General features: G+C 27.7%; 7 protein-coding genes. 2 read left to right on the top strand and 5 right to left on the bottom strand.

The annotated features are described in order from the left end of the window. Positions 1 to 476 precede the first annotated feature (476 nt). The 3 genes from KO488_RS10590 to KO488_RS10580 all read right to left on the bottom strand — a co-directional run bounded on the left by KO488_RS10590 (position 477) and on the right by KO488_RS10580 (position 7,820). Positions 477 to 6,317: a DUF4011 domain-containing protein gene (locus KO488_RS10590; RefSeq protein ID WP_216058783.1), complete on the bottom strand. Its 5,841-nt coding sequence runs from the start codon at positions 6,315 to 6,317 to the stop codon at positions 477 to 479. 233 nt (positions 6,318 to 6,550) lie between these two features. Then, complete coding sequence (locus KO488_RS10585) at positions 6,551 to 7,306, bottom strand: nucleotidyl transferase AbiEii/AbiGii toxin family protein (RefSeq protein ID WP_216058782.1); 756 nt, start codon at positions 7,304 to 7,306, stop codon at positions 6,551 to 6,553. Beyond that, positions 7,299 to 7,820: a hypothetical protein gene (locus tag KO488_RS10580; protein WP_216058781.1), complete on the bottom strand. Its 522-nt coding sequence runs from the start codon at positions 7,818 to 7,820 to the stop codon at positions 7,299 to 7,301. The genes KO488_RS10585 and KO488_RS10580 overlap by 8 nt, the downstream gene beginning before the upstream one ends. 192 nt (positions 7,821 to 8,012) lie before the next feature. Between KO488_RS10580 and KO488_RS10575 the strand changes: the two genes are divergently transcribed. Beyond that, positions 8,013 to 8,576 carry a recombinase family protein gene (locus KO488_RS10575; protein ID WP_216058780.1) on the top strand — a complete coding sequence of 188 codons (564 nt, stop codon included), beginning with the start codon at positions 8,013 to 8,015 and terminating at the stop codon, positions 8,574 to 8,576. A gap of 145 nt (positions 8,577 to 8,721) precedes the next feature. Here the strand turns inward: KO488_RS10575 and KO488_RS10570 are convergent, their stop codons facing one another. Beyond that, positions 8,722 to 14,166 (bottom strand): hypothetical protein, encoded by a 5,445-nt coding sequence (locus KO488_RS10570; protein ID WP_216058779.1) that lies wholly within the window; start codon positions 14,164 to 14,166, stop codon positions 8,722 to 8,724. A 62-nt stretch (positions 14,167 to 14,228) separates the two neighbouring features. Continuing rightward, positions 14,229 to 15,347: a ComEC/Rec2 family competence protein gene (locus tag KO488_RS10565; protein ID WP_216058778.1), complete on the bottom strand. Its 1,119-nt coding sequence runs from the start codon at positions 15,345 to 15,347 to the stop codon at positions 14,229 to 14,231. Between the two features lie 681 nt (positions 15,348 to 16,028). On the opposite strand from KO488_RS10565, the gene KO488_RS10560 reads away from it, so the two are divergent. Then, positions 16,029 to 16,267, top strand: a 239-nt coding sequence (locus KO488_RS10560) for a recombinase family protein (RefSeq protein WP_216058777.1), incomplete at its 3' end; no start/stop codon positions are given.

Below are 16,267 nucleotides of genomic sequence, written 5' to 3'. Positions count from 1 at the left end.
TTGTTTATGCTGTTATTATGCTTACAGCAATACAAACAAAAATTAGTATGATAACTTTTATAATACTTTTTGCAGTTTTGCCAATAGTTATCTATTTTTATGTAAAAACAATATTTCCTAAGAATATTAATAAATAAGTTATATAGTTCAAAAGTAGGGAGCTTTTTCTCTAGCCACAATTAAAGTATAAATATAATTTATGACGAGAATTTTATATACTCCTAAGAGATTGAAAAAACTTAAATATATAATTTTAAAGCTCACTCTTTTTGTTCCATAATCTCTTAAAGTTTATGGAACTTTGCAGTTTTTACTTTTTGAACACTTTGTGGAACACGAAAATTTGCTTGAGTACTTCGTATTCCATATATAAGAGGTTTAGGAAGAGAATATTCAAAAATTCTATATCCTATTTAGAGTTGACAAATCAGTTTTTAATTATTCACTATTTAATTGCCACTATTAGATATACCACTTTACTTTTTAAGTCTATCTACCCATTCTTGAAATGTTTGCATTGTTGTATTATGACGACGTGATATTTTAAACTCATTGAATAACCAATCAATAGGATCAGTTACTTCTTTTAAAATAGCTACTCTTGCAATGCCTATTTGCTCTTCATATGGTAAATCTTCAAATGAACGCTCCTCTCCAAATGCATTTAGACCACGCCATGGAATCTCATCTAGTATATCTTTAGTACTTTTCCATACAGTCGTTTTGGCATTTTCATGTTGTCGTATTCCTGCCCATTTAGATATTTGATTAAATAAATATTCTATTTGTTTACGGGATGTCCTACTTAAACCATGTACTTTAGCTATATCCAGTGCTAATTCATGTAATGTAATACCATTTTTATGTTCTAAGATGTCTTTTGCCAGATTATTTAGATTATCGGCATGCTCTTTGTTAAAATATAAGTCTTTATTATAAGTGTGCTCTTTAATATGTAATTGATTAGCAATCTGCTTTTCAGACATATAGTCTGTAGTTTCTTGAATCTTATTATCTTCATTATATTCTACATCTTCAGTATCTATAATTGATCTAGATTCTAGATTACTATTGTCCTGTATTTTTATTGCTGCTTCTTCTCTTTGTTGACGATCTTTTATTAAAGCCTCATCAAGTTGGTTCAGTATTTTTTTTAATGCAAATTCAGGTTCATTGAAATAATCGGTTGACCATAATCGAATTATTTTCCATCCTAAATCCTCAAGTATAACTTGGCGAACCCTATCTCTATCTCTTGCCGATGGAGAGCCATGATATGTTGCACCATCACATTCTATACCTGCTAAATATTCACCAGGATAATCAGGATGAACAATACCTAAATCAATTCTAAATTTAGTTACTCCAACTTGTGGTTGTACTTTCCAGCCTTTTTCCCGAAGTGCCATAGCAATAGACTGTTCAAAATCTGAATCAAACTGATCTACACCATGGTTAGCAGTAGCAAACTCTGAAAGAGCCACTGGACCACGTTCTGCAAATTCTAAGTAATTTTTTAGATGTTCTACCGCTATAGCTTTTGTTCTTGATAAATCAACCATACTAGAATCAAAACTAGAAAATACTAGGACTTCTGTAGTAGCTCTTGTAATTGCAACATTAAGACGACGTTCTCCACCTAGCTTATTAAGTGGTCCAAAATTCATACTCATTGTACGACTTCCTAATTCTGTAGGTCCATAAGTAAGCGACAGAATAATAATATCACGTTCATCTCCTTGAACTGATTCTAAATTCTTAACAAAAACAGGTTCGTATGTATCAGTTGCAACAAAAAACTCTTCTAAATGAGGATTATGACGACGAGCTTCATCCATAAAATCTTCAACCATACGTTGTTGATTGGAGTTTATAGTAACAATACCTATTGATTCTCTTTTTGCTCCATGAAGCATCATTTCTAGCCTTCTAACAACTTCGTTTACTACAACTTGTGCTTCTTTAGAGTTAGTCTGACTTTTACCTTTAGCATAAACTCCATCAACACGATGAAGTACGACAGCACTTTCTTTCGTTTCTGCAGATGGGAAAGTGGTTAATTCATTCTCATAATAATGTGAATTAGAAAAAGCTATAAGAGTTTCGTGACGACTACGATAGTGACCCGTTAATCTTCGGTGTGGTAGACGAGCTGCCAGGGCTTGATCTAGGATACTCTCTAAATCCGCTTCATCTGAATCATCGTCATCCTTTCTACCAAAATTATTACTCGGTGGCATTTGTTTTGGGTCACCCACAACAATGACATTCTTTCCTCTAGCTATAGCGCCTACTGCATCCCAAGTAGTAATTTGTGAAGCCTCATCAAATATAATTAAATCGAAAAGATCAAAATCAGCAGGTAGGAACTGTGCTACTGAAAGAGGAGACATCATAAAACATGGTGTTAAGTCTGTTAGAGATTCCCCCATTTCATTAACTAAAGCTCGGACAGGTTTATGACGTTGCTTCTTAGCTAATTCACGAGCCAACACTCCATACTCTTTTGGTGTATCTTTTGAATCTCGATCAGGTACTTTTCCAGCTGTTTGAGCAATAATATATTGTGATGTAGTTTCCGAAACTTCTCTATCTAACTCTCTAAACCTTCCAATAGTGTCGTCATGGCTAGAGCCAATAAACTTTGAGAGAGATTCAGATCTATCTATTATCCTTGGCGCAATCCAAATAGACAGTGCAGTTAGAGCATTATCTTCACATTCATCAGGTTTTATTAGATGGTTTTCTAGGGACTCTGCAAGTGAAAGGAGTTCAAAACTATGTGCATTCTTTTTAGCACTCAACCAATGACACCAACGATTAAGCTTTTCACTATTATCAATAATATTTTTAAATTGATCGCTTAAAATATTTAATTCTAGTTCTCGGTCAACATGAATTTGCTGTGCATTTGATTGTTCAGCCAATTTCATAAGTGCTTCATATTTATTTTTCACTTTTTTGGAAGCTGTATATAGATTTGAAGAAGTTATTAGAAATTCACTTCCATCTACAAAAAGGCGGCGAATTTTTGAGGATGCATCTATAGCATCAGTTGCTAAAGAAACTAAGTTCTTATATATTTCTAAAGCCCTTTTCCCAGCCTCAATATCTTTTGCTAATTTTTCTTTCGGCATTTCAATGCCTAACCAAACTTTTGATGTCTCAAGTGAGCTTTCCTCCTGAGTAATCTTTGTTAATACTACTTTTGCATCAATCGCTTGTTCTAACTTAGACAAGTCATCTATTTTTGATAATCCTGTTTTCTTGATTGCACCGTGTAAACTCCATCTCTTTATAAATCCAAAAATTCCAGTTGCTTCGTTTCTCTTCTTTATCCAATCTTGCCAAGGATTTTCATTCAAATGTTTAAATGAGAGACCATGTCCAAAATCATTGATTAAGCTATGCAGTTCATTGTTAAGATCTTGGATAGAGCTTAACTGAGATAATGTCTCCTTACCTCTACCATTGAGAACAAATTCTAAATTATTATCCATACTTAATTGGCATAATTCCAATACATTTGCTAAGTGCTCTGCACTTGATAGAGAAATAGTATTAAGCTGTATATCCAAAACTTCTAGCAGTTCTTTGTTCGCATTTATAGAATCTGTTGTAGCATTCACGAACTTTCTCGATAAGTCTATAATATCTGAACGCCATTGGTTCGACCAATCCTCTTGTTCAACATTAGAAAATACACCTTGTTCTATATCGACAACATCTCTAAAAGCGATTCCCAATTCTCTTGCACATTGTAAAAATTTATCTACTTGCTCTTCAGTTTGAACAGGAGCTTGTTCTGGATTCTCATTCCATTCAAGACGAAGTGGATGTAGTTTTTCATAACGCACAACTCTTGACATTGCTTGACGAGCAGAAAAACCTAATAAGTTTTTTTTGTGCAATTCATGTACATAATTATTAAGAGAATGTCGAATCACTTTGAGTTTTTTAGCACGTTCTATCCATGTAGATTGTGAAGCACTTTCTCGTTTTGACCATGCATTATTTAATTGTTCAAGGACTGCTTTTTTATTTGCTTTATTTGAATGTAATTCAATACATAAATGAGATAACCCTACTTTCTCCATTCGTCTATATACAACTTGCAAGGCAGCCATTTTTTCTGCAACAAAAAGAACTTTCCTTCCAAGTGCTAAGTTGTGACATATCATGTTTGTGATTGTCTCTGATTTTCCTGTTCCCGGTGGTCCTTCAAGAACAAAATCCTGTTCTTTTGAACTTGCTTCTACCGCTACCATCTGTGATGAATCGCAATTAAGTGGAGCATAAAACTCTTCAGGTGTTATTTTCTCATCAACCTCATGCTGATCGATAAATTCGGTATCCTGCTGATATGCTTGGGATGGATGTTCGACGAGATGTTCCACAAAAGGGTTTTGTTTCAATAAATCTACCCTATCTGTTAAATCCTTCCACATTAAATACTTTGAAAAAGAGAATGAGCCTAGAACTATCTCTTCTACTACTTCAAATCCAGGTTGTTCGGCTATGGCACTTCGTACTATGCTCCAGATTTTGTTTACATCAACTCCAGAATCATCTTCTGGTAAATTCCCTTGTAAATCACTCAAGTTAATATCGTAGTCAGTTTGTAACATCTCAATCAATGTAAGATTGAATATTGGTTCTTCCTCAGAGAGTTGTCTCATCGTAACATTAGCTTGTGCACTTTTTCGTTCTAACTTGACTGGTAATAATATAAGCGGAGCTCTGTAAGATTTATCTGATTCTGGCACTTCTTTCCAGCGTAACATGCCTAATGATATAAAAAGAGTATTACTACCTCCTTCTTCCATATCATTCTTTGCTTTTCTAAGTAATTCTACCAATTTTGATTTTGTACGGTTTATTGTGTCATTTACAATTAAATTATTTAGATTTAATTGTTGTAAAGCAAAGTTTAAATGAAGACTGTTACCTGTGGATAAACGAAAGCTTTCAGTGCTACGTTCTAAGTCATTTAGAGGAGATTCCTCCGATGATATAAATTTGAACTTTTCTCCAGATGCTAATCTATCCTCTAACGTAGGTAAATCAGGACAATAAAGCTTTAATGCAGAAGATTTAACATTTAGGAGAGGGTTTCTCTTAGTGAGATCAAGAAGTTTTCTCTGCCATAACTCAATCCTCGTTTTTGGCGTTTCATCAATAATTCGTTCATCAACACGTACAGCTGGTAATACGGGGATTGTACCTAATTCTAATTCCGATATAGTTTCTACTTCACTTTCAAGTTTTGCTTTTTCTTCTATTGTTGCAAGCGGTTTAATTCCTCTACTTCGAGCTTGCTTTATATCAATTAGCATTACAAAGTTATCTTCATTATCTTCACTTAGAAGTTCTTTAGCGTAATCTATTGCTTGATTAAATGTGACTTTATTATCATTAGTAACAAGTGTTGTCTCAAACATCACAATATCCGATGATGCTATACGTTTTCTCAAGTCCATTGCATCATCATTTGTTAAGAGAGGCATTGTTTCATCAATAAGCCAAAACCCAGCAAAAGCATGTTTTTCTGTCATAGCGATAATAGGATTAAGTCCCATATTCTCCAGACAACTGGCAAAAAGAACAGAGGTATCAAGACAAGCCGCTGTTTTATAATTAAGTACATCTGAGGCAGAACGAATACGCTGTCCATAAGAAGCCCATCCGTTAGGAGGACTTAAGTATGAAATATTTTCAATAAAGAGTATACTCCATAATGCTGAACCATACATAAATGGCTCTTCACGAGTATTTGATTGATACCCAGCAATAGAGCTCCCATTTCCTGATTTTTTTAAAAATTGAGATACTTTGGATATAAGCATCTCCACTGTATGTACATTAGGCTGAACAAAGGCAGCTAATAATTCTGCTTGTCTTGATTCTCCACCCCAATAGTTAGCTGGCAAAATAGACACATTATACTTAAAGGTCTGCTCAATAGTTTTACCATTTAAATCAATATAAGAAACATTGAAAATAAAGTGTACCTGTATCTCTTCAGTTAAACCTACCATTTTGTCATAATGTGGTTTTAAAGGACGTTCTTGGAGTTTAACACTTTGGGATAACTTTAATTCATCAAACAACCACTTTTCTGGTTCTATAAAATCTGGCACTGTACTCAAATGCACACAAATATTAGAAATTTTTCCATCTAAAGATTCAATTGCATTATTTATCTCATCATCTGATCTCGAATAAGAAATCATTGTATTCTTAATAAGGGGATAAGAGTTTTGTTGTGCAGGGAGAGAGAATGTGGTTGCTATATCTGATTTTAAAGTAAATTGCATAAAGTCTCCAAAAATTATGTTAATACATTATAACAATTCAAAACTAAATCTTTGGAATGTTCCCAATAAACTAGACAGTTGCTAAACCTGTACCTTCTGGCGTAAGTTCAAAAATCCAATTCTTTTTTAGAACAAGCTTACCATTACTAAAAACTACTCTAAAAGTAAAAGATTGAGGATTGAACTATTACGTATTTTATGTCCTATTTCTTATTAGGTTTACTATATCTCTATTAAGTCAATGAAGAACAAACATAGCTTTCTATTTCAATATACTCTTCAGTTGACAAATCATGAGCTATGTTATAAGCTCCACAAATATTCTCAAGTATCTTGTGTAAGTACTCAATGGTATTAATAGCTAAAAACGCATACTCTTTATTTGGATTCATTTGGTGTATTTCTTCTAGGTATAAATCTTTTAATTCTCGGTTATTATAAATATTTGATACTGTTTCGAAAAGAGTAATAACTTTGTCTTTTTTTAGAAGTGTTTTTGTTAAGATATCAGGCTCATTATGAAATGCAATTGCAATATCAAACAAATCTCTTGAATTACCTTTATTGGCTCTATAATAAATCTTCTTAGCAATAATTTCTTCTACTGTATCAATTAAAAGTTCATGACCCCATAGATTTACTTTAACATAAGGAATATGTGATTTCTTTACAACATCAAAGAACTGAATTTTACATTCTTCATCTATAACTATCTCAGAATAGATTGGATGATTCCTAAAATTACCATTATAGCCAATAGACTTCATTTCAGTTTTTACTTTTTCACTCCATGTAGATTCTTTTAGTAAATGTTTTTTATCAACTTTATCATATATAAAAATATCAATATCAGTTGAGTATCTATGATTCCAATAATAAGAAGCTAAAGCAGTACCACCACCAAGAGTTGATACTTTATTTAAATTATTCTCTTCTAAAAGTAGAAGTGTTGCATTAAGCATAGCTTTTTGTTTAGAAAAATCATACATGAGTCAAGTTTTTTCTATTTAAAATATTTTGTAAAGCAGTTGGTAGAGTTTTTTTATTTTCTATATTTGAATCAATATGTTTTAGTCTAAATCTTCTATCCCAAGTTTTTGCAACACCGGATAAGTTTCTAAAAGGTGAAGATATATATAGACTTTTTATATTTCTTTTTGATACATTAAAGGTTTTGATAAATTCATCTAATTCATTTGGTTCAAGTTCTTTAAAAAACTTTGCATATATACTTTGTTCTCTAAGAGTTGCTTCATGATAATCTTTTTTATCAAAAGCTTCTCTAATATCATTTGCTGTAAACTTTGAAGGTTTATCAATGTTTCTGTTTAGGATATGAAAGAATCTATAATTAGTTTTTTTACTTAGTTTATTTTGCACTTCTTTTTCATTAAGATTGATAAGAAGCTGATATAGTTTATTTCTATTACTATCTTCTTTTTTCCAATCATTAAGTGTTGTAAATGGTATATCTAAATATTTACTAATTTGTGCCTGAGTCATTTTATATCCTTTATATAATTACATTATATATGAATATCGTAATTTTGTCAATTGTTAGTATATTTCTAGTTTATACTTATCTATTAATAAAGGCTGTCTCATTAAATCCTATTTTTTTAATACAAATAGAGATTACTTTACATTCCATCAAATATATGGGATAAATAGTAAATTCAATACAAAGGATTTATTATGAATGTAGGTTATGCAAGAGTTTCAACTGCTGGTCAAAATCTTGAGAATCAAATTAATCAACTCAAGAATTCAGGCTGTGAAAAGATTTTTTCAGAAAAAAAGTCAGGGAAGAATGAGTCTGATCGTGAACAGTTTAAGATAATGATGGATTTCGTAAGAGAAGGTGATGTCCTTTATATTACAAAACTTGACAGATTAGCAAGGTCTGTAATAGACCTTCATAATATTGCAAAGTTTTTAGAGAACAAAGATGTAAACTTAAAAGTATTACATCAAAATATTGATACAACATCACCAGCAGGCAGACTATTATTTACTATGTTAGGTGCAATTGCAGAGTTTGAACGTGATTTAATAAATGAACGTGTTAGAGAAGGAATTGAAGCTGCAAAGAAAAAAGGTGTTCAGTTTGGTAGAAAAGCAATTTTAAGTACTAAAGATAAGAATATTATATACAAACAGCATGAAAAAGGAAAACCTGTTGCATTCTTATCAAAGATTTTTCATGTAGCTCGTAATACGATCTATAGAGCGATTAAAGATATAGCTAAAAAGAAGTAGTCAATTTGACTACTTCTATATGTTCCAAAATTCAAGTCTTTTTGGGAAAAGCTTTTTATTAGTAAAAAGTGCTCCAAATATAAGAGGTTTAGGAAGAGATTATTTAGAATTCTATGTCTTATTTAGTGTAGCCAGATCAAGTATTTTATTTTCTTAATTCAAGCAATAATTCAATTAATAAATTTGATCCTTCTATAGGAAGTTGAGTCATCAAATTATTTACTATATCTTTTATTATTACTTTATTCTCATTAGTTATTAAATCTTTTAATAAAATATGTAAATATGAAATTTTACTCTCAATAGTCTTACCATTTCCAATTGATAAATAAATTAAAACATCAAAATACTGTATAAACTTATCTTGTAAAGTACAACTTTTACATAAAGTAATAATAGTTTTTCTTATATGTTTCTCTAAACTATCATCTTGAAAATATACATTTTGACTAGATGCAAATTTAAGCACACTTAACTTGTATGTATCATCCATTTTTGAAAAATCAATACGTAGTATTAGTTCAATAAAATTATTTTTGTATTGATTGTAGATTGGAATATCACTAAAAATTATACTTAAAACATTATATTCCCCGTATTTTGTAGGGTTATCAGCTAATGTTTTAAATATTTCACTTACTGATTCTTCAATTGAATTTTTTGAAAATACATTTTTTTTATCACCAATAAGATGTGAAAAAAATTCAGAATATTCTTTATTCATAAAAGAATCACAACAATTATTTAATAATGATTTATCTTTTAATAAATCAAAATGGGGAATATCATGTTTTCTATCAGAATAAATGATATCTATAAATTTGTCATTTTTTATATAATCTATATTATCTTCTAAAGCATAGTGCAACCCTTTAAATAAGAAATTAAATTCATCTATTACAAAAGGATCTAATACATCATTCATACATTTTTTTTCAAGTATTTCATCTAAATAATTTCTTCTTCGTTGTTCAAATTCATTTTTTAGCTGTTCAAGGTCTAGGCTAAGAGCTTTAAAGTTTCTAAATAGTCTGTCAGTATGTCCAAAACTAAGTAGAATAAGGAGTTCATTATTTAACTCAAATTCATATTTTAATTTATAGTAAACCCATTTATAGCAAGATAAATATGCTCTTACTTCTAATAAAATATTTTTTGACATTTTAAGTATAGCTATCCTGATAATTCTTCTTGATATTTTCTTATCTAAACATTTTGAAATAATTCTTATAAAATGAAATCTATTTAAAGGAGTGGAAGCAACATTTCTGACGCTTCTTAATAGTTCCATTTTCTTTACATAAGATAATTTATTTAATTTTGTAATTATAGTATTTGGCAATTCTTGTGGTAAAGAACATAATCTTTCTAATGTCACACTAATATTTTTTTCTTGTAACATTCTTTTATTTGCTGCTTTTTTATTAGTTCTAAAATCATCATTCTTTGAAAGTCTAAAATGAGAAGCAATTATTTCAACTCTATTTGGAATTAATTCTATAAAATCAATCTCATTAGAATCTTTTAATTGGCTATATAAAGAGGAATAATAACTATTCCCACTCATATCTCTATAACTTTCAAGTTTTAGATATCTTCCAATTGGTTCATTTATACCTAGTATATTTTTTTGAAACCTAACTATCTCTGATTCTTTAAAGTCAAACCAATCTGAGTTATTATTTAAAACTCTTTTTTGCACTTTTATAGATGGTGACATTATATAAAATTCATCAGAAAATGTTTGAATATTATTATCTAATATATTTTTCACTAATAAAGTATTATCTTCTAAATATATTTCAAACTCATCTGTTAATATTTCTTTACTAGTACCATTTAAAACCAAACTAACTTTTTTTAATAGCTCTTTTCTATTTATAGATTTATCTTCTAACTTAATTGTTTGAATAAAGTTAAACCTTTTGATTATTTTATTATCTTTTAAAATTTCATTTTTTAATTTATCAGGTAAACAATTAATAAATTTAATATGTAATGTCTGTAATAGTTTATTTTCTTCTTTATCTTCTTTATATTCTTGATTTAGATTATATTTTAAAACAGTTACTAATTCATTAAAAATATTTTTATCACGATAAACTAGTGGTTCTAAAAATCTAAAATTGATTCTATAAATATATTCTTCTAAGTCTTCATAAAGATGAAAGATAGAAAGATATAACATACTAGATAAAGATAGCGCTGTAAAATGGTTTTCAGCATAATTTTTGACTCTATCTTTAACAAAATAAATTGTATTCATAACTAAAAAATTTTCAACTAAATAATCAATATACACATTCCAGTTATCTTTATCTCTTTTCCATATGTCAAAAAATATTCTTCCAATGAAAGTATGTAAGTGACCAATATAATGAGCCTCAATTTTATTTTTATCATTATCTTGTAGAGTAAGAAATTTTAAATTCGGATATAGATAAATAAAATATTCTCTTAGAACTTTTAACTCATCCGTTTCTATTATATTATTATCTTCTATGGATGCATTAAAAAGATGAAATAAAAACTCTTCATTTTCAAATGGTATATATAAGAGTTTTTTTCTTCTAAGTTCTAGAATTTTTTTAAAATATTCATCTTTAGTAATAAACTCTTTTCTATTAAACGTTTTTAATAAATCATTTATCCCATAAATAGGTGTATTATCAAATGCTCTATAAATACTTAGTAATCTATCATCAGCTAAAACTATACTATTATCTTTCATTTTTGTTTTAGCAAGAGATAATAAATTTTGAAAGGCTAGATTAGTAATTTCCCTTTCTTCTAGTTCATTATCTTCTAATTCCTCAGTAAATTTGATTTTTTTATTTTCTATATAAATATTTAATATTTGAACTAACTCTTTACAAACATTTTCATATTCGTACATACCATTATTAATCATTTGTATAAAATAAGGTGGTATATATACTTCATATTGTTCTATTAATAAATCTAAGACATTTAAATGAAAAAGCATAAATATTGATGAAACATCTAAATAAATGTATTTTGTATTTTCATCAATTATTTGTATTTCAGCTTTATTCCCAGCTCTTATGAAAATATGAGAATTCACGTTATTAAATAATTTATCAAAATAAATTTTACTGTTATTAAGCAAATGAAAACTAATAATATTATTCTTATATTTTTCAAAAACCTCTACCGACCTTTTATCTTCTTCTTTCATAAATTGCATAAACTCATCTATATTATTAAACTTTATACCATATTTTTGATCTTCTTCTATCAGGTTATTCCATTTAGGGAATAATGCTTCATTATATTTTTTATTATCTAATTCAAGAGATAAAGGTATTAGACTTGGTATTTGTTCGTTACTTAAATTATTTATATCAATATTTGAAATAAGTTTTTTTGCAAGTGTTTTATTTCTCTGTTTTAATAGATGTGCTGTTGATATTTTCACATCATCAGGTATTTCACTATCTTTTATAAGATCATGTGCAAGACCTTCTATTTTACTAAAGTTTCCAGTTTTATTATATTGATAGAGTAAACTATGAATATCACTTATATCTTTTTTAGATATGCTCTCAACTATAGAAATAGCTTTACTTGTTTCTCCTATTTTATTTAAACTGCTAGACTGAATTCTCTTTAACTTTTTATCTAAATCTCCAAAAGCTTCATTATATTTATCTATATACAACAATGATTTTTCATATTCTTTATTATTATAGAGAGCTGTAATAGAAAGACTAAATACACTTTTAATATTCAAACTAGATATCAAAGCATCGACTTTTAATGCAATAAACTCCCAATCATTTAAATTAGCTTTTATTTTACATAAGTTAAATAAACCTAGAGGAGTAATATCTTCTTCATATATTTTTATTAACTCATCCCATTGTTTATTAGAATAAAGCTTTTCTATTATAATTGATTTTTCAAGTTCTTTTATCTCACTATAATCACTATTTCTGGCTATTTCTAAGGCATTATCAAATAAAGCCTGAACCATATAAGCATTTATATAAGACTTTTCTAACAATACTTTATCTTTATACTTTTCTTTATTTTCTTCTAATAATCTAAATACTGATTTATAATCTTTAATATGAATATAACAATTGAATAAATCAAAGATATTTTCAAGAGTCTTATCCTCAATATTTTCAATATATTTTATACTATTTGAAAGGTTTATATTAAAATCATATGCTGTTATATATGTTATAGCCCCATAATGATTTGGAGATTTTGAAATAAAATCTTTAGCTTTGTTTTTTGTTTCCTCTAAATTAGTTAAATGTAAAGATGCTAAGTACCACGTCTCATAGTCAATATTATCATTCTTCTGAGTTAACTCCCTAAATATTGATTGGGCTTTTATAATATTATCTAAACTATTTATATCATTTTTTATAAAAACTCTATCAAGAGGGTAAGGCGTTAAGTTAGAATACCCATCATCTAAAATTGATGAAAAATAATATATTAAACCTTGAGTAAACTCTAAATCTTTTAAATTAAGTTCATATTCTTTTGCAGATTCAATAAATTTATTTGCACTATCTATATCTTTTTCATATAACGATATTAATGAATTTAATCTATAAGTTTCTCCATTTGGTATTGCTATATCTTTTATCATCTCTTTTGCAAATTTTACATTTCCACTCTCTAAGTACTTAACAATCTCATTATTTAAATTCTTAGTCTCATTCACTTCAACATCAACTGATTCTGCAGAAAAAGATTTTGTAGTAATCATACCTAGTTTCTTAGTAGAAGATGAGTGGATTTGTTTTCTTTCCAATAAGGTCTCTAATTGACTTGACTCTTCACTAGATAGTTTTGTTCTAACACTTTTTATAAAGTCTATTCTTTCATTTTCATCATTTTCAATGGTCTCTTTATTTAATATTTCTATTATTGGATAATCATTAGCTTGTAAAAAACTATTAATATCAATTTTTCTAAGATCTAAACAAATTAACTCATTAAAAGCATTTTCAACATTTAATATCAATCCTACTAAATATGGGTCATTGCTAAATGGAGTTAAAATACCACTTCCTGAAAAACCAGAAGTATTCGTAAATTCACTTCGTTCAAAAGAAGATAACGTTTTACTAACATCAATAGTAAAAACGTATTCATCAGATTGTTCTAAATAATTAGAAGGTAAACATCTACTGTTTTCAGGAGAGATTGATGGATAACCCTTAAAGGTACAATTATCGAATTTTGTAATATTTAAAATACTTAAAATATCAATATCTTCTATAACTTTTATTACATCTGATTTTAAAGTGATTAAAATTGCTAAATCATGTTCTGTATAAATTACATCTTTACATAGAATATTTTTAAAGCTGTGACTTTTAAATTTTTTATACTCTATCTTTATATCTTTAAGATTTAACTTTTCTCTACTTATTAGCTCTTTGTTAGTATCTTTAAAGTTATGTTTAGCAGTTAAAATATAGCAATACTCACTATTTTTATTTGCTAAAAAAATAATACCACTGCCTTGTCTTACATAACTTACTTTAACTGTATATTTTTTTAAATCATCACATTCTACCATTAATAATTCTACCTTCTTCATCTATTTAATCATACAAGTTTAATTTACAATTAATATGTTTCTAAACTGTAACATTCAAGTATTTATATAGGGAAATCTAAATTTACTCCATTCTCTTTTGGAAAATATAATATAAAATTATATTCTTTATTTATATAAACTTCATAATTTTCATCAGTTTCTATAAGAAAATCATTCTCATATTGTTGAAATATATGGGGAAAGAATTCATCTTTGCCATAATTAAAATAAATTTTTGTTACTTTAGACTTATCTTTATTAAACATAATAATTCTACTAAGTGCTTCTTGATCAGGATGATTATGCTTAGTTCCATTTGTTGATATAATATAAGTATCGGTATCAATAAGCTCTAATAAACTTTCATTTATATTTTTTTTACTTCCATGATGTGAAACTTTTACAAATTCAATTTTTAGCGGTTTTTCTTTTGAATATTTGAAAGATTTAAGTGAACATACAACTACATCTACAAAAGCATCTGCAAGAAAAAGAAATTTAAGATCTTTATACTTCATTAAAAATGCTATACTTGATCCATTAGTAATTGAAGTATCAGATTCAAAATTTTTAGAAACTAATTCTTCAATAGATTTATCATAATCATTATAATTATAAGATGATACTTCATTAGAATCATTTTCCTCTAACTTTTCTAACTCGTCATTCCATACTTCAATTAATTCTCTTAACCTATCACTATCAGGAGATAAAATATTAAAACTTAAGTCATCATCTATACTAACTATATCCATAGCTTTAATAGGTGTCTTATTTGATATATTAAGATTATCTAATAAATCTTCTAGTTTTATTCCTTCTGTATATCCTATCTCTTCTGAATAATTTTGAGATTTATTCAATTCAAGTTTATTCGATGTAAAGTTATTATCAAAATACTTATTAAGTATAATACCGGAATTAAACCATACTTTTTTAACTATATCTTTGTATTCATCTCCAAATAATTTCTTAATACCATTAATATGATCATTATCAATATGAGTAACAACTATTAAATCAAGAAAACTTGATTTATCTTTTAAATCACTTATTTTATTTTTTAAAATACGATTGTATGTATTTACATATCCACCATCTATTAAAATGTATTTTGTGTTATCAAAATTAATAAAAATACAATCTCCACTACCAGCTGGTAAAAATTCAAATTTTATCATATTTAGAGCACTCCAGATATCATTTTTAATTATTATATCATAGCTAATTAAACGTATAATAATCAATCCTATTACTTTAAATACTGTTGAAAATAAGCCAAATAATAAAGATTATATAAACGACCTAACATCTAATGAGATAAAATTTTTAAGTTTTATAATTTGAATTATATTGAAATGTTAAATATTTATAAAAAATCTACCAATAGGGACGTCTTATACATTGTAATTTTTGTAGAATATTCTAAGTTAAATAGTTTATCTTGTATAAATAGACATTTATATCTCTTCCTCATAAAACTCTAATCTGTCAACAGAAAACAGGACACTAAAAGATAAGTTATAAAAATAAGTTCAACAACCTGTAGTTTTTGGAGAATGTTCCAAAAAAAATACAGGTTTTTAAATAATCTTTTACTAATGACATAATTTCACGTACTTTATATATTTTTTAACTTCTAAGAACTCACAATAAGATTTTAATAAAATGCTATTTTTTATAATCGACAAATGTTTAATTTCAAATTCTCTTATATTTGTAATTTAATCAAATTTTATATGTAGTTTGCTATACTTTGAATAAATTACATATTAATATACACTAATGAATGATAATTTAATATATTTTCTCAATGTATACTAAACCATCGTTTAATATACACTTTTCAAAAAAGGATAAAAATGCTCATAGGATATGCAAGAGTTTCAAAAGCAGATGGAAATCAAGTTTTAGATTTACAAATAGATGCACTTACAAAAGAAGGTGTTAATAAAGAAAATATTTATACTGATAAAATATCTGGTTCCAAAGATCACAGGCCTGGACTTGAACATTGCTTAAAAGCTTTAAGAGAAAATGATACTTTAGTTGTTTATAAACTTGATAGGCTTGGAAGAAATTTAAAACATCTTATTCAAAC

Source organism: Poseidonibacter lekithochrous (assembly GCF_018861145.1).
GTDB classification, from domain to species: domain Bacteria; phylum Campylobacterota; class Campylobacteria; order Campylobacterales; family Arcobacteraceae; genus Poseidonibacter; species Poseidonibacter lekithochrous_A.
Note: the sequence above shows the minus strand (reverse complement) of the source record. Positions and strands in the feature narration are given on the sequence as shown.

Coding starts and splice junctions, on each gene's coding strand:
- KO488_RS10575 (WP_216058780.1), top strand. CDS start 8,013: ATGAATGTAGGTTATGCAAGAGTTTCAACTGCTGGTCAAAATCTTGAG.
- KO488_RS10565 (WP_216058778.1), bottom strand. CDS start 15,347: ATGATAAAATTTGAATTTTTACCAGCTGGTAGTGGAGATTGTATTTTT.
- KO488_RS10590 (WP_216058783.1), bottom strand. CDS start 6,317: ATGCAATTTACTTTAAAATCAGATATAGCAACCACATTCTCTCTCCCT.
- KO488_RS10570 (WP_216058779.1), bottom strand. CDS start 14,166: ATGAAGAAGGTAGAATTATTAATGGTAGAATGTGATGATTTAAAAAAA.
- KO488_RS10585 (WP_216058782.1), bottom strand. CDS start 7,306: ATGTATGATTTTTCTAAACAAAAAGCTATGCTTAATGCAACACTTCTA.
- KO488_RS10580 (WP_216058781.1), bottom strand. CDS start 7,820: ATGACTCAGGCACAAATTAGTAAATATTTAGATATACCATTTACAACA.